We start from the raw sequence: 24,654 nt of genomic DNA on the forward strand, positions 1-24,654 counted from the left end.
TTTGAAGCAAATCGAATTTCTAATTTTCAATATTTATTATACCAATTGCATTGATTTTTGTGATCTATATCACACTTTTAATTAATATTGGAATACTGAAAACGAAATTAATAGTAGTATTTGGTTCAACCAATTCTTATAACACTATCTACTTAATAAAGCTAGATAATAAAAGTAATTTACATATGAAAAATTTAACCATCCAAAATTAATTATTTATAGAAACACATCCTAACTATAAATATATAAGATAAAATAGCGTGTATATCACGCTATTTTTATTTATAAATTAAGGAAATAAAAAAGCCCATTATTATGTTTTTTTAAGTAAAGATAATTGAATTTTAGACAAAAAATGCACGTCTGATTGCATATTCAACGCCACGAATTTCTGCTAAACCTCTTAATCGTCCTATCGCAGAATAACCAGGATTGGTTTTCTTTTTGAGATCGTCAAGCATTTGATGACCGTGATCAGGACGAACTGGTATTAAACGTTTAATTCCTGCTTTTTTACGTCGTTCTTCTTCAGCAATAAGTACTTTAATCACACCATACATGTCAACATCACCAGCTAAATGATCGCCTTCATGGAAAGATAATGGATTGTCTTCACGCACAGTTGCACGTAGATGAATAAAATGAATTCGATCAGAAAATTTTTCAGCCATCGTAACTAAATCATTATCAGTACGAACTCCATAAGAACCAGTACAGAAACAGAATCCGTTATGGATACTATCAACAGTCTCTTTTATCCATTGCATATCTTCGATAGTTGAGACAATACGAGGTAAACCTAAAATAGGTCTTGGAGGATCATCAGGGTGAACTGTTAAAACTACCCCAACTTCTTCTGCTACAGGAACGATAGCTTTTAAGAAATAAGCATAGTTTTCGCGTAATTTAGCTTTATCAATACTATCATAAGTTGCAAGATGTGCTCGAAACTGATCAAGTGAATAACCTTCTTCAGCTCCAGGTAAACCGGCAATAATGTTTGCTACCAGTTTATCTTTATCTGATTGTGTCATTTGTTCTAAGTAAGTTTTTGCTAAAAGGATGTCTTCTTGACTATAATCTTTTTCGGCATTAGGTCGTTGTAAAATATGAATATCAAATGCTGCAAAAGCAACTTGATCAAAACGTAGTGCTTTTGAACCGTCAGGTAATTGGTAGCCCAAATCAGTACGCGTCCAGTCTAACACCGGCATAAAATTGTAACAAACTGTATCTATACCACAAGCGGCTAAATTACGAATCGATTGTTGATAATTGGCAATATGTTTTTCTACATTGCCAGTATGGGTTTTAATTTCTTCATGAACAGGAATGCTCTCAACTACAGACCAAGTAAGACCCTTATCAACAATTATTTTTTTTCGTTTCTGAATTTCATTAATTGTCCATACTTCACCATTTGGTATATGGTGTAAAGCTGTAACAATTCCTGTTGCTCCTGCTTGTCTGATATCGTCCAATGATACTGGATCATTAGGTCCAAACCAACGCATTGTTTGTTCCATTTAAAGTCTCCTTAATGATTCTTCATTTAATCAATTTTTCTAAAATGAAGATCCATAAACAATGCATATTTTATCTATTGATTGACAATAGTGACTGGAATAGAGTCAAATAAATAACCATCAAAATTTGGATCTTCACTGTCAGAAACGGTCATTAATGTCTGTTTAACATTTTCTAAATGCTGCCACATGGCATGCCGTGCAGCTATTGCATTTTTTAATTGTAAAGCTTGTAAAATTTTTTCATGATCATATAGCCATTTTTTTCTATAACTGTGATCGGTTATTCTACTTTGCAGTTTATCCCACATTTTACTTGAAGAACGTTTGTACCATAGGTCTTCTAATATACGTTCTAAAATTGAATTTTTTGTAGCTCGAGCTATTGTTATATGAAACATCTCGTCAGCGGTGTAATCATATAGTTTATTTTGTTCTAACGTGTGCCGTTCTTTTTTCAATATTGCTCTTAATTCAATGATATCTGATTTTACAATTTGTGAGGCAGCAAAAGCGGCAATATTACTCTCAATTAATTGCCTTGCTTGTAATAATTCAAATGGACCAAAATCATCTTCTTCAATCTTTCTATTTTTTTCGGATAAGACTTCTTCTGGATAATTAATCACATAAACACCAGAACCTTTTTTTACTTCTATTAAATTTTCAAGCTCTAACATAATTAATGCTTCACGAACTACTGTTCTGCTTACACTAAATGTTTCAGCTATATCTCTCTCTGGTGGAAGCCTATCACCAATTTTATAGATCCCATTTTTTAATAATAATTTTAATTCATTACCAATTCCTTGGTAAAGACGATTAGCACTTGGCATTGTTTAAAATCCTTATAAAACTTACTTATTCAATTAAGACAATTATACGCTAATAATCATAAGCTCTCTAATCCAATTATCTAGAAATTATTAAAGATGTTAAATTGGTTTACCAATAAATCAGATATATTGTAAATATATTTTGTAAACGCTCTATAAAATAAACCGAAAAATGTGACTTAAATCACAAAAATAAAAAAATAAAGGTGAAAAATATTATTATTAAATGAAAATATATTACACCAATAATCTAAACAAGTTAATTATGGTCTATAAAATGCTTGATTTATTAAATACACCACAATCAATTAAAAATATACCTACATACGATAGAGAGAAAATGAAAGCTCGTATTGTTCATATCGGTTTCGGAGCCTTTCATAGAGCACATCAGGCATTATTTACTGATCGTTTATTAAATAAAGGAAATAGTAATTGGGCTATTTGTGAAGTGAATATTGTTGGAGGTGAGGAATTAATCAATGATATTCGCAAACAAGATCATCTCTATACAGTATTAGAAAAAGGGGCAACATCTAAACAAGCCTATATTATAGGTAGTGTTAAAGAGTCTTTGTTAGCTCCAACTGATGGTATTGAAACAATTTTAGAAAAAATGACTGACCCGGTTGTGGAAATTGTTTCGTTAACAGTAACAGAAAAAGGTTATTGTATGTTGCCTGGAGGGACGGGATTGGATTTGAATAATGAATTAATCAAAGCCGATTTAGCTTCACCGAATAAACCTATGTCAGCGCCGGGTGTTATTGTTGAAGCATTACATAGAAGAATGCAACAAGGTTTAAAATCATTCACTGCTTTATCCTGTGATAACATGCCAGAAAACGGTTTAGTATTGCGGAAAGCTATTTTAGATTTAGCTAATGCCCGTGATCCTGAACTAGCAAAATGGATTGAAACCAATACCACTTTCCCATGTACGATGGTTGACCGTATTGTTCCTGCCGCAACTTCTGAAACCCTAAAAGAAATTCAAGAAGAATTAGGTGGAATGTTTGATCCTTGTGGTATTGCTTGTGAGCCATTCATTCAATGGGTTATTGAGGATAATTTTGTGACTGCTCGCCCAGATTGGAATGAAGTTGGTGCTGAATTTGTTGATAATGTTGTTCCATATGAAGAAATGAAACTTCGAATGTTAAATGGAAGCCATTCATTCTTAGCTTATTTAGGTTATTTAGCTGGTTATGAGCATATTAATGATTGTATTAATGACGAAAATTATAAAAAAGCTACTTTATCATTAATGCTGCAACAACAGGCACCAACTTTAAATGTTCCTTCGCACGTTAATTTACAACAATATGCTGAAAAACTTATTGAAAGATTTAGTAATCCATCACTAAAACATCGAACATGGCAAATAGCCATGGATGGAACGCAAAAACTACCACAACGTTTGCTTGATTCAATTCGTTGGCATATCACTCATAATTCTGATTTTTCTTTACTTGCTTTAGGTGTGGCTGGCTGGATGCGTTATGTTGGTGGTACAGATGATCATAAACAAATAATCGATGTTCGTGACCCAATGGTGGATGAGTTAAAAAAACTAGTAATCGCCAGTGATGATGGTATTGAGCGAGTTAATGCTTTATTAACTTTAGACGCTGTTTTTGGAGCTGATCTACCAAATAATTCATTATTTAAAGATAATGTAACCAAACATTATCTTTGTTTAATGGAGAAAGGTGCAAAACAAACTATTCAGGATTTATTTTTTTAAATTGGACTTTAGAGTATGAAAAATTTTTTAGATGATAACTTTTTGTTACAAACTGATGCAGCACAAAAGCTTTATTTTGATTATGCTAAAGATCAACCTATATATGATTATCATTGCCATTTACCACCAAAAGATATCGCTGAGAATAAAAATTTTGGTAATTTAACTGAAATTTGGTTAGCCGGTGACCATTATAAATGGCGAGTATTGCGAACTGCTGGTGTTGATGAAAAATTTATAACCGGAACCGCATCTGATTATGAAAAATATCTTACATGGGCAAAAGTTGTTCCTTTAACACTAGGAAACCCTATTTATCATTGGACTCATTTAGAGTTAAAGAGACCATTTGGTATAAAAAATATTATTCTTAATGAAAAAACAGCTGATCAAATATGGGCTGAAGCTAATGCTAAATTAGCAACAGCTGAGTTTTCTACTCGTGGTATTTTAACTCAAATGAATGTTAAAGCCGTTGGTACTACTGATGATCCTATCGATTCACTTGAATATCATAAGCAAATTGCATTAGATACCTCATTTTTGACTAAAGTAAGGCCTAGTTGGCGACCAGATAAAGTCTTCAAAATAGAATTGGCTGGTTTTGCTGATTATATTACTGAATTAGGCAAAGTTACGGATATCGAAATTAATAATTTTGACAAACTACTTTGTGCATTAACAAAACGCTTAGATCATTTTCAACAGCATGGCTGTGAAGCATCAGATCATGGTATTGAAATTTTACGTTATGCAGACATTCCTAGCGAAAAACAGCTTAATCAAATAATAACAAAACGCCTTGCTAATCAATCCCTTTCTGAATTAGAAATTGCTCAATTTAGTACTGCGGTACTGGTTTGGTTAGGTAAACAATATCATAAACGCAATTGGGTAATGCAATTACACTTAGGTGCGCTACGTAATAATAATCAAAGAATGTTTAAATTACTTGGCCCTGATGCTGGATTTGATTCGATTGGCGATAGAACAATTGCCGAACCACTCTCTTCATTATTAGGTATTTTAGACCTAACTGACGAATTACCGAAGACTATTTTATATTGCCTAAACCCTCGTGACAACGAAGTGTTAGCTACTATGGCTGGCAACTTTCAAGGTTCAGGCATTGCAGGAAAAATTCAATTTGGATCTGGTTGGTGGTTCAATGACCAGAAAGATGGCATGGAACGCCAAATTATGCAACTTTCTCAAATGGGATTATTAAGTCAATTTGTTGGTATGTTAACTGATTCTCGTAGTTTCTTATCCTTTACCAGACATGAATATTTTAGGCGAATCCTTTGCAATATGGTGGGACATTGGATGGAAAATGGCGAAATTCCTGCTGATTTTGATTTAGTTGGCAATATGATTAGAAATATTTGTTTTAACAATGCAAGCCATTATTTTTCTAAATAGCAATAATTCAAATTAACATTAAATAGGATGAAGGAAATAAAATGAGAAAAATACCAAAATTTAGATGGTGCATGATTTTACTTGTTTGCGCTATTACTATTATCAATTATCTAGATCGAACAGCATTAGGTGTTGCTGCACCAACAATTTTAGAAACCACCGGTATTACTAAAGAGCAATATTCTTGGATAGTGAGTGCATTCCAGTTAGCCTATACTATTGGTCAACCTATTATGGGTTTCTTTATTGATACTATCGGTCTTAGACTTGGATTTGCTATCTGTGCTCTAATTTGGGGACTAGCAACCATGGGGCATGCTTTGACAGGTACATGGCAAGGTTTGGCTTTCATGCGTGGGGTTATGGGCTTTAGTGAAGCATCAGCTATTCCGGCAGGAATAAAAACCGCATCGATATGGTTCCCAGCAAAAGAGAGAGGAATTGCGTCAGGTGTCTTCAATATGGGAACATCTTTTGGTGCTATGTTAGCGCCACCTTTAATTGCTTGGTGTATTTTATTCCAAGGTTGGCAGTTCGCTTTTGTTGTTTCAGGCTCGTTAGCATTATTTGCTGCGCTTGCATGGTTTATTTTTTACCGTGATCCTAAAGACTCAAAAATATTATCTTCTGAAGAGAGAGAGTATATTGAAGCGGGACAAGAAAAATATTTAGGCGTCGATAATAAAAAAGAAAAGGTATCTCTTGCAACAATCCTTACTCAGCGCAATTTCTGGGGTATTGGTATTGCACGTTTTCTTGCTGATCCGGCGTGGGGGACAATTAATTTTTGGGTGCCAATCTTCTTTGTTGAAACACTGCATTTTAGTTTAAAAGAAATTGCTATGTTTGTTTGGTTACCATTTTTAATGGCTGATTTAGGTTGTTTAGCAAGTGGTTTTGTCGCGAAGTTTTTTAATGACCGAGGAATATCTTTAATAAATTCAAGATTGATAACCTTTACTATCGGCGCTGTGTTAATGATGACAATTGGTTTTGTTAGTATTGTCGAAAATCCATACTTAGCAGTATTTTTAATCAGCCTAGGTGGTTTTTCGCATCAATTATTATCTACGGTGGCATCGACTTTAGGTGGTGATTTATTCAAGAAAAATCAAGTTGCGACAGCTGTTGGTATGGCGGGTGCTTGTGCTTGGACTGGGCAATTAATATTTAACCTTTTTATTGGTGCATTTGTAGGCATAATTGGTTTTGGTCCTTTCTTTGTAGCGCTCGCGTTCTTTGATGTAATTGGCGCAATAGTGCTTTGGACTTTTATTCGAGAAAATAAAGTTAATAACAGTATCAGTAATTAATCGTTAATAACTAACAAATAATTAATATTAACTATAATAGTAAGGATCAAGATTTTTGATCCTTGCTATTATTTTTGTTTGTTTAATTATTCTATTTCACCTTTCTATTAGTTTTCAATAAATGAAATAAATTGTAAATATTATTTTTTTACACGACTTTTTTAACTAAATCAGGTAAATTATTCAGCATTAAATTTTTTTAGGATAAAAATTATTTTTTATTAATTTTAGCAAAGATTAAGGATAAGCCTAATTCATGCGTGATAATGAGCCAAAAGTGTTGACCAGTCTTTTATCACAAGGTGCTTTATTATGCCAGATAAAAGAAAGAACACAGGCATTGAGTCAATTAACAAAAGTTATTGATAAGTTACTTCCAACACCTTTAAATCAGCATTATAGAGTTGCTAATTATCGTCAAAGTGTTCTTATTCTTGAGGTTAGTTCGGCTAACTGGTTAAGTAGAATAAAATATGAACAGAGTAATTTAATCTCAGGCATACGTGAAAAAATATTACCATCACTATCTTCTATCCAATATAAGATTAATCCAACAATAGCAACAAATTATTCGCAATCAGTTAATTTATCTGACAATAATGTTAAAATTGAAAATGTGCTCAGTAAGCAAACAGCAATATATTTAAATGTGGTGGCTGAGAAAGCACCAGATAAATTGAAAAAACAATTGATTAAACTTGCGAACCATGCAAAATAAACCAAACAATATTTTCAAGTTATATAATTAAAAGCTATAAGGAGTGAAATATGGATAATAACATGATGACTTATATCGTCATTGGCCTAGTAATTGGGTTTATTTTAGGCATGATTTTCATGAATTTTATTTCGCCAAAAGGGCGTAAATACATCAAAGCACAACGTGAATTAGAACAAACCCAAGAAGAGTTGGCATCACAGAAACAAATGATGGTTAAGCATTTTTCACATAGCGCTGAGATTTTAGATAATATGGCTAAAGATTTTCGTCGCTTATATCAACATATTGCAGATACTTCAGGACAATTTGTAACTTCCGATGACATGCAGATGATTGATTTAGAAAATACCAATAATGATATAAGTGTTCAAAAAGAGTTAACACTGGAAAAACAACCGAAAGACTATTCAGATAATCCTTCAGGATTATTTAAAAGTGACGATGTTAAATCTTAATTAATCTTAAATATTTCGTAAATCTGATTTGAGTAACGAAATTTATATGTTAAATGTTAATTTCCTTAAATGAGAGAGTTTTATGATGAGTTATTCTTTACGCAAACCCAAAAGAGTATTAAGCGTAATTGCATTAAGTTTAGGTTTAAGTTTAGCTACATTACCGAATGCTTATGCTGCATTTCCATTTTTACCAGCAGACAATACTCAACAGCAACCATCACTTGCACCAATGTTGGAAACCGTTTTACCTTCTGTGGTTAGTATTAAAGTTGAAGGTACAACTCAAATGAAAAATAATATGCCTGAAGAATTTAGACGATTTTTCGGTTATCCAGATAACCAATCAAGACAATTTTCAGGATTAGGATCAGGTGTAATTATTGATGCTGAAAAAGGTTATATTGTTACTAATAATCATGTTATTGATAACGCTGATAAGATTACGGTTGAATTAAATGATGGTCGTGAATATCAAGCAAAACTTATTGGCAAAGATCCTCAAAGTGATATAGCTTTATTAAAAATAGATGATGCTAAAAAATTAACCGCAATTAAACTTGCTGACTCAGATAAAATTCGAGTTGGTGATTATGTTGTTGCAATTGGTAACCCATTTGGTATTGGTCAAACAGTTACATCAGGTATTATTTCTGCATTAGCACGTAGTGGACTTAGTATGAATGGATTCGAAAATTTCATTCAAACCGATGCGTCAATTAATCAAGGTAATTCGGGCGGAGCCTTAGTTAACTTAAATGGTGAATTAGTCGGGATAAATACCGCTATTATTGCACCAAGTGGTGGTAATGTTGGTATTGGTTTCGCTATACCTAGTAATATGGTTAATAATTTAACTTCTCAAATTATTGAATATGGTGAAGTTAAACGAGGGGTTTTAGGTATAAAAGGTAATGAATTAACATCAGATATTGCTAAAGCTTTTGACCTTGAAGTACAGAAGGGAGCATTTGTTAGTGAGGTTATGGATGATTCGGCTGCAAAAGATGCTGGAATTAAATCTGGCGACGTCATTATATCAATGGATGGTAAACCTGTTGATAGTTTTGCGGAGTTACGAGCTAAAATCGCGACAACTGGTGCTGGTCGTACTGTTAAATTAGGTCTAATTCGAGATGGTAAAGAGATTTCTGTTGAAGTTAAATTGAAAAATGGCAATGAATCAAATACCGAAGCTAAATCTCTACATCCGGCACTTGATGGTGCGATATTGATTAATGGAGATGTAAAAGGTCAAAAAGGCGTATTGATTGATAGTATTGCTAAAAATTCACCTGCTGCTCGTCTAAGTTTACAAGAAGGCGATCTTATCACTGGTGTTAATAAAACCAGAATCAATAATATTTCCGATTTACGTAAAATTATTGATAGTAATCCTTCAGCAATTGCTTTAAATATTATACGGGGTGATAGCCGTCTATATTTAATTTTACGCTAAATAATTATTTAGTTATAAATCGTCGATGCAAAGCATCGACGAAAACTTCATTTTAACCCTCAGTTAGATGTGATAGAATTCTAACAACTATTCTCATCAGCTAATCATAATTATGCTTAAAAAGTTTCTTTGGCCAACATTAATTGGTGCTGTTTTAGCGATAGTGTTACTCATTATTTTTCCTTCTTTAAGAAATGGAACGCAATCTGATTTTTCAAGATCTATTTTTAATGATGAACCTATGAGTTATTCAAATGCAGTAAAGATAGCCGCACCTGCCGTGGTAAATATTTATAGTCGTTCAATTAATTCTGTACCTAAACAATCACAAGATAGTCCAATAACACCGTTGGGTTCTGGTGTTATTATGAGTGAGCTTGGTTATATCGTTACCAATTATCATGTTGTTGATGGTGCGGAACAAATTATTGTTGCTTTGCAAGATGGGCGGATTTTTGCTGCATTACCTGTCGGTTCCGATAAATTAGTTGATATTGCAGTATTGAAAATCGAAGCATCTAATCTTCCAAGAATACCGATTAATTCTTCCCTCGATCCGAAAATTGGTGATGTCGTCTTAGCCATTGGCAACCCTTATAACATCGGGCAAACTATTACCCAAGGTATCATTAGTGCTACTGGTCGTGATGGACTCAGTCCATATCGTCGACAAAATTTTATCCAAACTGATGCTTCCATCAATCATGGTAATTCTGGAGGTGCTTTGGTTAACACTAAAGGTGAATTGATGGGTATTAACACTCTGACATTTGCCAAAAACTTAGGTAATGATGTTCCTGAAGGAATTGGTTTTGCCATTCCAACTGCATTAGCTGTTAAAATAATGAATAAATTAATTCAAGATGGCAAAGTGATTCGAGGTTATATTGGCATTGATGGTTTAGAATTTGCACCAACACAAAACCCAAGTGATCTACCGAAAGTGTTAGGTATTTTAGTCACTAATGCTGAAGGCCCTTCTTTGCAAGCTGGTGTACAAGCTAATGATATTTTAATAATGGTCGATAATAAGCCAGTAAAATCGATAGTTGAAACCATGGATCAAATTGCTGAGTTGAAACCGGGAACAATCGTCCCCATAATTGTCTTACGCAATGGTGAAAAGATTCAGTTGCAAATCACTATTGGTCAATTGCCGGTTTAGATTGGCCTTTTATTACTTGATTATCTTTGATATAGGACGTATAATTCGCACCCTTATCATGTTATTTAACACTCGTATGGTGTATAGATTTTGCGATTAAGCCATTTATATAGCGATACGAACAAACTTTAGAGGTTTATTATGAAAGAAGGTATCCATCCAGAATACACTGCAATTACAGCTACTTGTTCTTGTGGTAACAAAATTGAAACTCATTCAACTATTGGTCATGATATTCATCTTGACGTATGTGGTGAATGTCACCCGTTCTATACAGGTAAACAACGTGATGTAGCAACTGGCGGACGTGTTGATAAATTTAAACAACGTTTTGCAATGGTTGGCGGTAAAAAATAGTTTTACTAATTGTTACGTTGTAAAAAAGGCGCTTAAAGCGCCTTTTTTGTATCTATGATTCAATCATTCATCAATTAAATCAGGATCTATACCTAAAGCTCGCATCATTTTCTGTGCTTGTAACGGAATGCCATCATCATGATCTTTCTGTAAATCTTCATCACAAGGCAGTGGTTGGCCAGTATAAGCGTGTAGAAAAGCTTCACATAAAAGTTCACTATTCGTTGCATGACGTAAATTATTGACTTGTCGTCTAGTTCGCTCATCAGTTAATATTTTTAATACTTTTAACGGAATTGAGACTGTAATTTTTTTTACTTGTTCGCTTTTTTTACCATGCTCAGCATAAGGGCTAATATAATCGCCGTTCCATTCCATCATTTATTCACCAAATCAATCACATCACAAATAATGTGGATAATTTTAGCGTTTTTTTTGCTTAGCTGCAATCTATACACCAAGATAGTTAGACGTCTAGACATGTTGACGTCTTTTGTTATTGTGTTATTCTTATACAACTAAAATCTAAAAATAAATAAAGTGGTTTGTAGGAAGGTTATTATGGCTCATAAATCTAAAAATCTTAGCCAAGATACTATTGCTGTTCGTGGTGGATTAAATACAGATGACCAATTTGGTAGCGTAGTTCCTGTTATTACGCCTTCAACGTGTTATCGCTATCAATCATTTGCAACACCAAGGAAATTTGATTATGGTCGCAAATCTAATCCAAGTAGACGATTAGTTGAGGAAACGGTAGCGAAATTAGAAGGTGGTGCAGACGCCATTTTAACCAATTGTGGTATGTCAGCTATTCATTTGATTAGTGTTGCGTTACTAAGTCCAAATGATACCGTTGTTGCTCCTCATGATTGTTATGGCGGTAGTTATCGATTATTTAACAGCTTGAGTCAAAAAGGTTATTTTAAAACCAAATTTGTAGACCAATCCGATCCTATCGCTTTAAAAGAAGCGCTGAATTTAAAACCTAAATTAGTATTGATTGAATCGCCAAGTAATCCATTATTAAGAGTCGTTGATATTGCTGATATTGCACGTCAGGCGCATGAGGTTGGTGCGTTAGTTTTGGTTGATAATACCTTTATGACACCAATTTTACAAAAACCACTGGAATTAGGGGCTGATATTGTTAGTCATTCTTGTACTAAATTTTTAAATGGTCACTCAGATCTGTTAGCCGGAATATTAGTATTTAAAGAGCAACAATTAGCTACAGATGTATTGTGGTGGGCAAATAATATCGGAACATCAACTTCATCATTTGATAGTTATTTATTATTGCGTGGTTTAAGAACCCTTACTGCAAGAGTTAGATTACAACAAGAAAATGCAGAAAAAGTCGTCGAATTTTTAGTTAATCATCCTAAAATTGCTAAAGTTTTTCATCCTTCGCTACCAACAAATTTAGGTCATGACATTGCCAAAAAACAACAAAAAGGCTTCGGTTCACTATTGAGTTTTGAATTAGCTTGTGCTGCCGATGATATGCCTAAATTCCTAGATGCGTTGCATATTTTTACCTTAGCGCAATCACTTGGTGGCGTAGAAAGTTTGATATGTCATCCAGCTACAATGACCCATTCAGGAATTAGTGCTGAAGCACGTAAAACGGCAGGTATATCCGATCAATTATTACGTATTTCTGTAGGCCTTGAGGATATCGATGATCTGATTGGTGATTTAGAGCAAGCGTTAGCAAATATTTAACCGTTATCAATTTATTAATAGAGTTGGAAAATAGCTTATTTTTCGACTTTATTAATATAGACAGCTATATATTTTAGCTGGTTTAATTATTTCGATAATCTTTGACTTTATTGGTAATGGCGCTGAGGATCTCGTTAATGGAATGCCGTTTACTTCGACCACAAATTTTAGCATTATCATGGCAAACTAAACATTGTCGAGAATGATGCTCGAATTTAGACCGAGAAATACTTTTTTGTGTAACAGGGTCAATGATATCAATATCCCATAATCGTCCTAAAAAATGCCTCTCCTCAATTTTTATACACAGTTGTTTAAGCATATCAACGTTATGATCAATTGATAATAATGCTTCATCACCAGTTATGCTTTCATAAAGTTTTTCATGGATAATAGAAATATTATGTTGGTTTAACATCTGATGGATAGCTTGTACAGCTTCATTAAATAAGAATACAGTGCCACTACTTTTCTTGATTGGTCCAGGTATTACTAAACTTAATGATATTAGCGGATAAGGGTATTGCTCAAAAACTTGTTGCTGATTGTTTACGCGGTTTTCTTTGGCCATTAACATTTGCTCAAGCGTTATGTTAATGCCATCGTCGAATCTTAATGTTTGATTATTCATAATGATGTTGAGTAATAGCATAACTAAGAATTTTGTTATGCTATTACTATTACAAAGTTAATTAGTCTTTGACTTGACGAACAACATCAATAATTGAGCCGTCACGGAAGTGAACAATCCCAACAATTTTATCGTTAAATTCAATTGGTTTTGGTTCACCTGTTAATGCAATAGCACATTGATAAAGTTCTTCAATAGTCATTACTGGTAAATTAGCCGCTTTTAATCGTTCTGCGATTTCAGGACGAGCAGGATTTACCGCTATACCATGGTCAGTGACTAGCACATCTACACTTTCACCTGGTGTAACAATTGTCGTTACTTTTCTTATTACTGTTGGAATTCTGCTACGAATTAGTGGTGCAACGATAATAGTTAGATTTGCTCCAGCGGCTGTATCACAGTGACCACCGGATGCACCGCGCATAACACCATCAGATCCTGTTAGTACATTAACGTTGAAATCTAAATCTACTTCGAGTGCGCTGAGAATAACAATATCTAATTCATCAACACTTGCACCTTTTGAGGCTGGATTAGCGTAAACGTTGGTTGAAACTTCAATATGATCTTTATTCTTACCTAAAGATTGTCCTGCAGTTCCATCAAAACTTTGTGTATCAAGTAAACGTTTTACTAAGCCTTTCTCATGAAGATCGACGATACTTGCTGTAATACCACCTAGAGCAAATGATGCTGTGATATTTTTCGCTCTCATCCGATTTTCTAGAAAGCGTGTCGCTGCAGTTGATGATGCGCCAGAACCAGTCTGAATTGAGAATCCATCTTTAAAATAACCTGAATTTTCGATAACATCAGCGGCATAGCGTGCAATCATTAATTCTCTAGGGTTACTGGTGATACGTGCTGCACCAACGCTAATTTTAGTTGGGTCACCAACTTCGTCAACTTTAACAATATAGTCAACTTGATCTTGGCGGATACTTGCTGGATGGTTAGGATAACCAACAATATCTTCAGTAAGTAAAACCACTTTCTTAGCAAATTGAGCATCAACCATAGCATAACCAAGGGCGCCACATTGTGATTTACCTGATACGCCATTGGCATTACCTTGTTCGTCAGCAGTTGATACAGCTAAGAATGCGATATCAATATTAATTTCTCCGCTTTGGATTAATTTGACTCGACCACCGTGAGAATGGATATGTACCGGATTTTCCATCAGGCCGTGTGAAATCGCATCAGCTAATTTTCCACGTAATCCTGAGGTATAGATTTTAGTAATTACACCAGACTCAATGTGAGGAATCAATGCTGCATTACAGCTTAATAATGAGCTTGAAGCTAATGTAAGGTTCTTAATACCTAATTTACTAATGGTTTCAACAACTTTGTTGATAACTTTATCGCCTTCACGAAATGCGTGGTGAAAAGAGATAGTCATTCCATCACGAAGTTCACACTTTTCTATTGCTTGCTCAATTGACTCACACAATTTACGGGTATATTTAGACTCATCTTTTAGATAAGGTGTGGTTGCATTAGCATCAATAAATGGTGTGATATTTTTAAGATCAGGATGCTGTTTTGATAAATCAGCAATTTTTTGGTTTATAGAAGTTGTCATGTTTCAATCCTATCAAATTTCTTTACGTACACCGGAGTATTTAGCTAGTTCAATGATTTTTTGCGCACGAGCAATAATTGGTGCATCAATCATTTTGCCATTCAAAGAAACAACTCCAAGCCCTTTTCTTTCACCTTCTTCAGCAGCTTCAACGACTTTTTTAGCATTTTCTACTTCACTAGCAGTAGGTGCATAAGCATTATGTAATAGCTCAATTTGTCGTGGATTAATTAATGATTTACCGTTGTATCCTAATTTTTTAATTAGGCTGACTTCTTTTAAAAAGCCTTCATCATCATTAACATTCGAATAAACAACATCAAAAGCATCAATACCGGCTACACGAGCAGCATGTAAAACAGCACAGCGTGCATAAAATAGTTCAGTACCATCCCCGCGTTCTGTTTGCATATCTACTAGATAATCAAATGCTGCAAGAGCGATACCAATTAAACGTGGCGATGATTTAGCAATGGATACTGCATTAACTACTGCTTGAGCTGATTCAATAGCAGCCATTAATTTAGTGCTACCCACTTCTCGGCCACACTCTTTTTCAATTCGTTCAACATGCGCTTCAAGTTCATGAATATCTTCAGCACTATTGGTCATTGGTAAGCGAACAACATCAACACCAGCTCGCACAACGGCTTCTAAGTCTTTAAGACCAAATGGTGTATTTAATGCATTAATTCTAACCACAGTTTCAATACCATGTTCCTTATAAACAGGTAATTTTAATGTTTGTGCAACGAGTAGACGAGCTGAATCTTTTTCTTTGATAGACACAGCATCTTCAAGATCAAACATAATTGAGTCTGGTTTATAGACAAAAGATGTAGATAGCATTGCTGCATTTGCACCTGGAAGAAACAGCATACTTCGACGTAATTTTTTCATAGTAATTTACTCCAATCTAATTCAGTTTCTTCTGCACCACGTAACACAGCACATTGTACCCGTGCTTTTATTGCACAATCTAAAGCACCTTTATCGTCAATAATGATTAAACCATCAGTTAAGTTAAGTTCATTTAATGTATTATTAACCACAGCGCGAATTTGATCGCCAAATTGTTTATTTACATCACTATTAATAACAATTTCGATGCCAGTATTTGGCATGACTTTAACTAACAAATCGCTGGATTCGAGAGTTCCTGCCATGGCTTCTTTTTGTATTTTCATGTTTTTACCTTTTGAAAAGAATTAAATATTTAATTTATCCAAATTAGCTGAAATATAATTCCAAGTTGTTGAAGGAACTAATTTCTTAACCTGCTCATAATTTTTTAATGCCAGTGAATTTCGCACTAATGATGCTGATATAATGTTTGATTCTTCAAGTTTTCGGGCAACCTCAATGACAGTAATCTTGAATGACGAACTAACTTTGTCATCTTCTAACCAATATTTCATCGCTTTGTTATAAGCATTAGTTACTTCACTATGTGGCTCAGTACCAACAAAACGGTGAGTTATATTTAATGCTGGAGCAATATAGTTCCGGAAGATTAACAGATCGATTCCCATATAAGCATAGTCAATTTTGCTTTTATCTTTTAAAAAATAAGTAGGGAAGGTTGCTTTAGAAATAATGTATGACGAACTGGCATGAACCGTAACATTTTTAATATCTTTTGTGCCATCTTTTACTAACTGTAAACGTACCTGAAACGGAAACAGTGATACATCTTCATTAACCACAAATACATGTACCCAATCACATTGATTGGCTGCAAATTCGATAAGATATTGGTGACCTTTTGTAAAAGGATTGGCATTCATCACAATACTGCCAATTTTGTTACCAGCTTTTTGGTATTGCGATAATTGTTTACAATATTGTTTAATCCCGACTGGTGTGTTTTCCATCAATACGACTAAATTAGAAATTTCAACAATAGGATAAAAACCGCATGCTTTGAAAAAAGCGATATTTTCAGGTTTAGTATATAAAAATAGATGAAAATAGCCGTTGTCATTGGCATATTTCATTGTATAGTCGATTAAAGTTAGATTTAGTTGGTTACCACGATAATCAGGATCAATGGCTACACACTTGATAATATTGTGATCAAGACCGGCACAAGCGATACAATTATTATTCAGTTTTGCAACAATGAAAGTTGTGACTTGTGGATCTAAATCGAGATCAGATTGCAATAGTAATTGCTTAATTACTTGATAATCTTGTTCAGATTTAGATATATCAACAACACTGTAATCAACTAAATCGTACATATAACTACCTTTTTTCTTCAACGATAAAGTTAGTTAGACGACCAATATTGGTAATTTCAACTTCAATGGTATCACCATCGTGCATAAATATTGGTGGATTTCGTTTTTTTCCCACCCCGCCTGGTGAGCCAGTAAGAATAACGTCACCCGGTGATAATTTAGTAAATGTACTAATATACGAGATTAAATCAGGTACAGTATGTACTAAATTCTTGATACTATCATGTTGCATCTCTTTTCCATTCAGATAAGTTGCTATTGATAGCGCTTTAGGATCGGGTATTTCATCTGTAGTTGTTAAACATGGTCCAAAAGCCCCAGTATTTGGCCAATTTTTACCAGCTGTGTACCAAGTATATTGCCAGTCACGAATCGAACCATCCATATAACAGCTATAGCCTGCGACATAAGATAAGGCTTCTTCTGATTTTATGCGGAAGGCCTCTTTACCAATAATAATTGCTAATTCGCCTTCATAATCCAGTTCATCGCTGATAGTTGGTTTAATGATATTTGTCTTATGTCCTGTTTGAGAATCAGGAAAACGAACAAATAAAGTTGGGGCAGAACTAGTTTCATTAAATTCTGCTCGTTTTTCCGCATAATTCATTCCTACACACAAAATTTTGTTTGGATTTGGAATTACCGGTAAATAAGTTATTGCTTGTTCATCGATATCACTAGGTGAGTCTAAAAAGTTTTTTGCGTTAACTAATCCATCTTTATCAGAAAGAAGGGATTTTAGATCTTGATATTTATCGCCTAGTTTTTGGCCTAAATCTACGATGCCATGATCAGTATATAAACCAAAACTTGGTCGACCAGAAACAAGGTAACTGACAAGCTTCATGAATACTCCTTAAAAGCTGTTTATTGAAACTACATGAGAAAATAGAACAACCCTAGTAATAACTAAGGTTGCTCTTGAAAAAAACTATACTAAGAAATTGCCTAGAATGAGTAAGGATACTGATACGTTAATTGCACCACCAATACGAGTAGCAATTTGGGCAAATGGCATCAACTCCATACGTTCTGCTGCAGTCAGGATTGCAACGTCACCAGTTCCACCTTGACCACTTTGACAGCAAGAAATAACAGCTGCATCAACTGGATACATACCTAGTTTTTTAGCAACAAAGAAACCAGTTGTGACTAAACTCACTACTGTACAAACAATAACTATTAGGTTGATTACGGTGAAAGCTGCAACGATTTTATCCCACGGTGTGATTGCCACGCCCACAGCGAATAAAATAGGATAGGTTACAGATGTTTGGAAGAACTTGTAAACTACTTGCGAACCACTTAGTACTTTTGGTGAAACACCTGATACTAGTTTAACAAATACTGCAGCAAATAGCATCCCTACAGGTGCTGGAATACCGGTTACTTTGTGGCCAATCATACCGACCATATAAAGGATAGCGGCTAATAATACACCAGATGCAAAAGTTGTCACATCAATAACCGACTCTGTTTTAGCCGTTTTGTTGATAATTTGGTCATCTTCTGATGCTGGTAACAAGCGACCATTACCAGTTAAATGAGGATAAGCTTTACCAATACGGTTAAGGATACCACCACAAATAATACCGGTTAAACCACCTAACATAACAATTGGTAATACTCGACCTAGTGCTTCACCTTGTTCCATTCCTAAAATAGATGCATATCCGATTGATAATGGAATTGCGCCTTCACCTACACCACCAGCCATGATCGGTAATACTAAGAAGAAGAATGTTTCAAATGGTGATAAGCCTAATAAATAACCCACACCAACACCAACTAGCATACCAACAATTTCACCACATACCATTGGTCCGAAGATTTTTAAGAAACCTTGAATAAGCGTTTTCTTATCCATGTTCATAATACTACCAACGATGATACAGCAGATATAAAGATATAAAATATGCGTATCTTTATAGAATTTAGTTGTTGCTTGTACCACAGGGGTAGGCAGAATGCCATAATAGACTAGAGCTGATGGAATAAAGGTTGCACAAATTGCTGCTGCCCCCATTTTTCCAACAATTGGTAAACGTTTACCTATTTCACCACAAAGAAAACCAAAGAAAGCACATGTTACTACCATAACAACTATTTCACTTGGTAATTTACCTGTTACTAATACTTCAGCAAAGATAAGAATACCTGCGATAATAAATAATGGTAAAGGAATTACACCGATTTTATAATCATCCATAAGTTTCCACCATCCGTATGGCCAGAACTTTTTCGCTTGATCTTCGTGTTTTATCTCATTTTTGTTGTTACTATTATGAGTTTTTTCAACTGAATTGAAATCCACCATATCTTTTTTATCTCCAAAATAAATTTGCTTTGTTTTAATGGTGCATATGGTGACAAAATATTAATACCAATTTTGTGATATAAATCATAAATTAAGTGTGGTTTTTATGGTTTTAAAGGCTCTAAGTTTTTTTATGCTGTGTTACACTCCTCAGCAGATATAGCAATTATTTATTAAGTATAAAAATGCGAAAACGAATACATCTGTCATTTACGACAAAATTATTTTTATCTCTTTTACTCTTTTCATTGGTGGTTTTGGCATTGATGCAAAGCTACATATGGAATGTGACAGAAAATGTCTTATATCGTAGTTTAGGCGAAAAAGCTCAAATACAGGCGAAAGAGTTAGCTGTGATTCCTAGCTTAATAAAATATGTAGAAGATAAAGATACTGAACAAATTGCTAAACTTGTTTCAGATATTTTTGAACAAAGCGATGCGAGTTATATTGTAATTGGTGATGCAAATGCTTATCGGTTATTTCATACGGCTAATGATTCAATATATTTACCCATGGTTGGTGATGACAATCGAGAGGTGTTAAGTGGGGTTAGTAGTATAACAATAAGTCAAGGATCTTTGGGCTTAGCGCTAAGAGGTAAAGCGCCAATTATTAGTCATGGAAAAGTGATTGGTATTGTTTCGGTTGGTTATATGGTAGATGATATTTATGCGTCACATATAAAACAATTTATTCCATTCATTATTTTTTGTTCATTTTTATTCTTTGCTCTGTTTATATTTTCTTTATGCTTTGCTAGAGCTATCAAAAAACAGATGTTTAATTTAGAACCTCAAGCAATTGCACTATTGGTAAAGAGTCAGAAATCAATAATGGAATCAATATTTGAAGGTATTATTGCCATTGATCTTGATTACAAGATTATCAATATCAACCAATCAGCAAGGCGTATGTTAAATATTGATATTGATGATAATAGTCTGCTTAATCATGATTTATCTAATTTTATTAAATCAACGGATTTTCTTTATGGTAGTACCAATCAGACTAAAGATGTGCATGACCATATTTGCTATTTCAATAATATTATCGTTATTGCTAATCGTATTCGCGTAATTGTTGATGATGAAATTCAAGGATGGGTGATCACCTTCCGAAATTATGATGATATTAATTTATTAAGTATGCAATTAACTCAAGTTACGCAGTATGTGGATAATTTGCGCGCCTTAAGACATGAACACCTTAACTGGATGGCAACGTTGTCAGGTTTAATTTATATGAAACGATATAAAGAAGCGGAATCATTTATTGCGTTACATTCTGCTGATAATCAACAAAATCTAGATTTCATTACCAGCCATTTTCAGGTTCCGGCTATTTGTGGTTTATTAATTGGTAAATATTCTAAGTCGCATGAAATTGGCTTAAAATTGTTTTTTGATCCCGCCTGCTATTTAGAAGCATTGCCTTCCAAGATAACTGAAGCCGAATTTATGTCGATATTAGGTAATTTATTGGACAATGCCTTTAATGCGTGTTTAAAAAATAATCAAGGTGATAAATCTATCCATCTATTTTTAAGTGATAGAACCGATGAAATTGTTTTAGAAGTCAGTGATCAGGGTTGTGGTATAGACGATAAAATCCGCAATTCAATTTTCCAACCGGGGGTAACCTCACAAAATTCGAACGAACATGGTATAGGTTTACATTTAGTTTCTACATATGTGAAGAAAGCTAACGGATATATCACATTTGAAGATAATGAACCTTATGGAACGATTTTTTCTGTTTTTATACCAAAGTAGTTAACAGAGGTGAATAAAGTATGTATGAAATAAAAGAAGATACAATTAAAGTTCTTATTGTTGAAGATGAGCCCATTTTAGCTGAATTAAATGCCGAATTTATTCAACGAGACACCAAAGTAGAAGTTATTGGTATCGCTGCAACTTTGGAAGAAGCGAAAGTGATGGTTGAAAAATTAAAACCAACATTAATTTTATTAGATAATTACCTACCTGATGGAAAAGGAATTGAATTATTTGAATATATTATTAATAACAATTTAGATTGTTATGTTATTTTTATTACTGCCGCAAGTGATATGGATACCTGTAGTAAAGCGATACGGTTTGGCGCTTTTGATTATTTAATCAAACCGGTATCTTATCAGCGCTTAAAACATTCACTTGAACGTTTTGAACTGTTTTTATATCGTCAAAGTTTGCAAAAACATGTGAATCAAAGACGTATTGATGAACTTTTTAATCTACAAACTAAAGACTTTGTTGATATTAATCGCCACTCTAAAGGTATTGAAGAAATTACCTTACAAAAAGTTAAAGATCTATTTATGCAAACTAATGAACCGCAAACTGTAGATCAAATTGTCGAAAAAGCCAATATTAGTAAAACCACCGCTAGACGATATTTAGAATATTGTGTGCAAACTAAATTATTAACGGTTGAGCTTAACCATGGCAAAATAGGTCGCCCTGAAAGGCTTTATAAACGATTAGGTAAGTAATTTTTTTTCGCAAAGTTGGTTATGAATCCTACGTTATATAATTTATGATTATATAAATATGCTTATTGGTTATTTTATTGCCTAAATATTTGATGCTAGATTGAATTAATCCAATTGTTGGATGATTTAAATTGCAGTATCAAATAATAGGAGTAAGCGTATGTCTATAGGAAAAGTAGTAACGACTGAAAATAATGAAATCAGTAAAGATGGTGCTTTTGTCCGTCAAACTAACCGATTTGACACTCCCTTTGGTAATGAACCTGGCTTATTACCTGTTGAAGCAGGTCGTTATCGACTGATTTGGGCTGCAATTTGCCCTTGGGCTCATCGCCAAATGATAGCCATCAAGTTATTGGGTTTAGAGGATGTTATTAGTGTAGGTCAGGTTTCTCCTATAAGAACACCACATGGTTGGGAGTTTTCGCTTGATCCCAATGGCGTTGATCCAGTGTTAGGGATTCGTTATTTACCGGAAATTTATGCTAAAACCGATCCAGAATATAATGGGCGAGCAACAGTACCTACCGTAGTAGACGTAAAAACAGGCAAAGTTGTTAACAATGATTATTTTCGATTAACTAATTATTGGGAAACTGTTTTTAAGCCGTTTCATAAAGCTGGTGCACCAGATCTCTATCCAGAACATTTACGTACTGAAATTGATGAATTGAATGATGTGATATTTCATGAAGTTAACAATGGCGTTTATAAAGCAGGCTTTGCTCGATCACAATCAGCTTATGAGCATGCTTACCATCTCGTTTTTAATCAGTTAGATAAATTGGAACAACGATTAAGCAAATCTCGTTATCTTTTTGGTGATAACATCACTGATTCAGATATTCGTTTATATGTCACTTTGGCTAGGTTTGACGTTGCCTATTATGCTGCATTCAACACTAATCGAAATCGAATTATCGATTATCCTAATTTGTGGGGTTATGCCCGAGATCTCTATCAAATTCCCGCTTTTGGCGATACGACTGATTTTGAGGCGATTAAAAAAGGTTATTTTTTGAGTAATAACGCCCATAATCCTTATGATATTTTGCCGTTAGGGCCTGATGTTAGTAATTGGAAAACGCCACATAATCGAGATAAACAATTTAGTTAATTAATTTAAATATTGGGATAATACAGATGCCAAATATTATTGATTTTGGATTGATTTTCACCCAAATACCGACGTTACTGGCTTATTTGCCAGTAACACTCTTTATCACCATCTTTTCGATGTTACTTGGCGTAATATTAGGTCTAGTTGTTGCAATAATTAAAATGAATAAAATACCTGTCTTAACGCAAATAGCAGCGGTATTTGTTTCATTTATAAGAGGAACACCATTATTGGTACAGCTTTATTTAAGTTTTTATGGCCTACCAATTTTATTACGTTATGTTAATTACTTTTTTGATACAGATTTTAATATTAATGGCCTCCCGGCAATATTGTTTGTATTGATTGCCTTTTCTTTTAATGAAGCAGCTTATAACTCTGAAACAATTCGTGCCGCATTACAATCTGTAAATAAGGGGCAAATCGAAGCTGCACAATCGTTAGGTATGACATATAGTCAAGTTTTACGTCGTATTGTTATTCCTGAAGCATTTATAGTCGCACTGCCTAACTTAGGTAATACTTTAATCGGATTACTAAAAGGAACTTCACTGGCATTTGTTTGTTCGGTAACTGAAATGACTGGTAGAGGTAAAACTTTAGCTGGTCATAGCTATCGTTATTTTGAAGTTTATATTTCACTGGCTTTAATTTATTGGGCATTAACCATATTAATTGAATTATTAGTCAAATATTTAGAGAACCGATTAACGATAAGTGAAGATAAAAATACTCCAAGTTACCGAAGAGGAAAATGGCTATGATTCATGTTAATAATCTCACTTTATCTTTTCATGATAATTGCATTTTAAATCAAATCAATTTTGCTATTAAACCACATGAAATCGTTGCAATTATTGGCGCATCGGGAGCAGGAAAATCGACTCTTTTACGTTGTTTAAATTTATTGGAAAAACCTCAAGCAGGTAATATCACTATTGATCACATGTCGTTTGATGTCAGTAAATCTAAACGAGATCAAATTGTTAAATTTCGTCAACAAACAGCGATGGTTTTTCAACAGTTTAATCTTTTCCCACAAAAGAATGCTTTAGAAAATGTTATGGAAGGGTTACTGATTGTAAAAAAATACTCTCGAGAGAAAGCTGAAAAAATTGCTTACGACAAACTAGTTGAAGTAGGTCTTGCTGATAGAGTAAACCACTATCCAAAACAACTATCAGGTGGTCAACAACAAAGGGTTGCTATTGCGAGAGCGTTAGCCATGAATCCAAAGGTTTTATTACTTGATGAACCTACCTCGGCATTAGATCCTGAGTTAGTCGGCGAAGTATTGGCAACTATAAAAATGGCGGCAAAATCGGGTATTACGATGATATTAGTTTCTCATGAAATGAGTTTTGTGCATGATATAGCCAGCCGAGTTTTGTTCTTAGATAAAGGGCAAATTATTGAAGATGGATCGCCTAAACAAGTTTTTTTAAATCCTGTTCATCAAAGAACAAAAGATTTTTTATCTAGATATTATTCAGCAATGCAAATGGATTATGAGATTTAATCAG

Annotated in this window: 23 protein-coding genes and 1 pseudogene; 14 read left to right on the top strand and 10 right to left on the bottom strand. The window is 34.0% G+C overall.

Features of this window, described 5'->3' with window-relative positions; all coding sequences use genetic code 11:
* Positions 1-344: 344 nt before the first annotated feature.
* Both uxuA and B6C99_RS03810 read right to left on the bottom strand, forming a co-directional pair.
* Positions 345-1,526 (bottom strand): mannonate dehydratase, encoded by a 1,182-nt coding sequence (gene uxuA / locus B6C99_RS03805; protein WP_086358620.1) that lies wholly within the window; start codon positions 1,524-1,526, stop codon positions 345-347.
* A gap of 74 nt (positions 1,527-1,600) precedes the next feature.
* Positions 1,601-2,362: an FCD domain-containing protein gene (locus tag B6C99_RS03810; protein WP_086358621.1), complete on the bottom strand. Its 762-nt coding sequence runs from the start codon at positions 2,360-2,362 to the stop codon at positions 1,601-1,603.
* 277 nt (positions 2,363-2,639) lie between these two features.
* Here B6C99_RS03810 and B6C99_RS03815 point away from each other — a divergent pair, with 277 nt between their 5' ends.
* From B6C99_RS03815 to rpmE, 8 genes are all read left to right on the top strand, one after another.
* Complete coding sequence (locus B6C99_RS03815; protein WP_086358622.1) at positions 2,640-4,109, top strand: mannitol dehydrogenase family protein; 1,470 nt, start codon at positions 2,640-2,642, stop codon at positions 4,107-4,109.
* Between the two features lie 15 nt (positions 4,110-4,124).
* Positions 4,125-5,531 carry a glucuronate isomerase gene (gene uxaC / locus B6C99_RS03820; protein ID WP_086358623.1) on the top strand — a complete coding sequence of 469 codons (1,407 nt, stop codon included), beginning with the start codon at positions 4,125-4,127 and terminating at the stop codon, positions 5,529-5,531.
* Between the two features lie 41 nt (positions 5,532-5,572).
* The gene (locus B6C99_RS03825; protein WP_086358624.1) at positions 5,573-6,844 is read left to right on the top strand and encodes an MFS transporter; all 1,272 of its coding nucleotides are present in this window, start codon (positions 5,573-5,575) and stop codon (positions 6,842-6,844) included.
* Positions 6,845-7,100: 256 nt separating this feature from the next.
* On the top strand, positions 7,101-7,562 hold the full coding sequence (locus B6C99_RS03830; RefSeq protein ID WP_086358625.1) for a DUF721 domain-containing protein: 462 nt from the start codon (positions 7,101-7,103) through the stop codon (positions 7,560-7,562).
* Positions 7,563-7,612: 50 nt separating this feature from the next.
* On the top strand, positions 7,613-8,020 hold the full coding sequence (locus B6C99_RS03835; RefSeq protein ID WP_086358626.1) for a YhcB family protein: 408 nt from the start codon (positions 7,613-7,615) through the stop codon (positions 8,018-8,020).
* Between the two features lie 85 nt (positions 8,021-8,105).
* Entirely contained in the window at positions 8,106-9,479 is a 1,374-nt protein-coding gene (locus tag B6C99_RS03840) for a Do family serine endopeptidase (protein ID WP_216819373.1), read from the top strand.
* Positions 9,480-9,591: 112 nt separating this feature from the next.
* Positions 9,592-10,644, top strand: coding sequence for an outer membrane-stress sensor serine endopeptidase DegS (gene degS, locus B6C99_RS03845; RefSeq protein ID WP_086358628.1), 1,053 nt, complete (start codon positions 9,592-9,594; stop codon positions 10,642-10,644).
* A 141-nt stretch (positions 10,645-10,785) separates the two neighbouring features.
* The gene (gene rpmE, locus B6C99_RS03850; protein ID WP_034904595.1) at positions 10,786-11,001 is read left to right on the top strand and encodes a 50S ribosomal protein L31; all 216 of its coding nucleotides are present in this window, start codon (positions 10,786-10,788) and stop codon (positions 10,999-11,001) included.
* Between the two features lie 63 nt (positions 11,002-11,064).
* Here rpmE and metJ read toward each other — a convergent pair whose 3' ends face one another.
* On the bottom strand, positions 11,065-11,382 hold the full coding sequence (gene metJ, locus B6C99_RS03855) for a met regulon transcriptional regulator MetJ (RefSeq protein WP_034904598.1): 318 nt from the start codon (positions 11,380-11,382) through the stop codon (positions 11,065-11,067).
* A 180-nt stretch (positions 11,383-11,562) separates the two neighbouring features.
* On the opposite strand from metJ, the gene metB reads away from it, so the two are divergent.
* Positions 11,563-12,729: a cystathionine gamma-synthase gene (gene metB / locus B6C99_RS03860; protein ID WP_086358629.1), complete on the top strand. Its 1,167-nt coding sequence runs from the start codon at positions 11,563-11,565 to the stop codon at positions 12,727-12,729.
* Positions 12,730-12,811: 82 nt separating this feature from the next.
* Here metB and citX read toward each other — a convergent pair whose 3' ends face one another.
* From citX to B6C99_RS03895, 7 genes and pseudogenes are all read right to left on the bottom strand, one after another.
* A complete protein-coding gene (gene citX / locus B6C99_RS03865; RefSeq protein ID WP_158092435.1) occupies positions 12,812-13,360 on the bottom strand; it encodes a citrate lyase holo-[acyl-carrier protein] synthase in 549 nt (182 codons plus the stop codon).
* Positions 13,361-13,421: 61 nt separating this feature from the next.
* The gene (citF, locus tag B6C99_RS03870; protein WP_086358631.1) at positions 13,422-14,951 is read right to left on the bottom strand and encodes a citrate lyase subunit alpha; all 1,530 of its coding nucleotides are present in this window, start codon (positions 14,949-14,951) and stop codon (positions 13,422-13,424) included.
* 12 nt (positions 14,952-14,963) lie between these two features.
* Positions 14,964-15,851 (bottom strand): citrate (pro-3S)-lyase subunit beta, encoded by an 888-nt coding sequence (citE, locus tag B6C99_RS03875; protein WP_065577565.1) that lies wholly within the window; start codon positions 15,849-15,851, stop codon positions 14,964-14,966.
* On the bottom strand, positions 15,848-16,138 hold the full coding sequence (gene citD / locus B6C99_RS03880) for a citrate lyase acyl carrier protein (protein WP_034902004.1): 291 nt from the start codon (positions 16,136-16,138) through the stop codon (positions 15,848-15,850). Before citD ends, citE begins: the two co-directional genes overlap by 4 nt.
* A 21-nt stretch (positions 16,139-16,159) precedes the next feature.
* Positions 16,160-17,194 carry a [citrate (pro-3S)-lyase] ligase gene (gene citC, locus B6C99_RS03885; RefSeq protein ID WP_086358632.1) on the bottom strand — a complete coding sequence of 345 codons (1,035 nt, stop codon included), beginning with the start codon at positions 17,192-17,194 and terminating at the stop codon, positions 16,160-16,162.
* A gap of 4 nt (positions 17,195-17,198) precedes the next feature.
* A complete protein-coding gene (locus tag B6C99_RS03890) occupies positions 17,199-18,044 on the bottom strand; it encodes a fumarylacetoacetate hydrolase family protein (RefSeq protein ID WP_086358633.1) in 846 nt (281 codons plus the stop codon).
* An 84-nt stretch (positions 18,045-18,128) separates the two neighbouring features.
* Positions 18,129-19,418, bottom strand: a pseudogene (locus B6C99_RS03895) (2-hydroxycarboxylate transporter family protein); the annotation flags it as partial.
* Positions 19,419-19,699: 281 nt separating this feature from the next.
* On the opposite strand from B6C99_RS03895, the gene B6C99_RS03900 reads away from it, so the two are divergent.
* The 5 genes from B6C99_RS03900 (at position 19,700) to B6C99_RS03920 (ending at position 24,650) form a co-directional block, all read left to right on the top strand.
* Positions 19,700-21,289: a sensor histidine kinase gene (locus tag B6C99_RS03900; protein ID WP_086358635.1), complete on the top strand. Its 1,590-nt coding sequence runs from the start codon at positions 19,700-19,702 to the stop codon at positions 21,287-21,289.
* A 20-nt stretch (positions 21,290-21,309) separates the two neighbouring features.
* Positions 21,310-22,011, top strand: coding sequence for a response regulator (locus tag B6C99_RS03905; RefSeq protein ID WP_173795327.1), 702 nt, complete (start codon positions 21,310-21,312; stop codon positions 22,009-22,011).
* A 160-nt stretch (positions 22,012-22,171) separates the two neighbouring features.
* Positions 22,172-23,128: a glutathione S-transferase family protein gene (locus B6C99_RS03910; protein ID WP_086358636.1), complete on the top strand. Its 957-nt coding sequence runs from the start codon at positions 22,172-22,174 to the stop codon at positions 23,126-23,128.
* A gap of 26 nt (positions 23,129-23,154) precedes the next feature.
* The gene (locus B6C99_RS03915) at positions 23,155-23,895 is read left to right on the top strand and encodes an amino acid ABC transporter permease (protein ID WP_086358637.1); all 741 of its coding nucleotides are present in this window, start codon (positions 23,155-23,157) and stop codon (positions 23,893-23,895) included.
* The gene (locus B6C99_RS03920) at positions 23,892-24,650 is read left to right on the top strand and encodes an amino acid ABC transporter ATP-binding protein (RefSeq protein WP_086358638.1); all 759 of its coding nucleotides are present in this window, start codon (positions 23,892-23,894) and stop codon (positions 24,648-24,650) included. Before B6C99_RS03915 ends, B6C99_RS03920 begins: the two co-directional genes overlap by 4 nt.
* Positions 24,651-24,654 lie beyond the last annotated feature (4 nt).

It is taken from the genome of Gilliamella sp. N-G2, from assembly GCF_002142215.1.
Lineage (GTDB): Bacteria > Pseudomonadota > Gammaproteobacteria > Enterobacterales > Orbaceae > Gilliamella.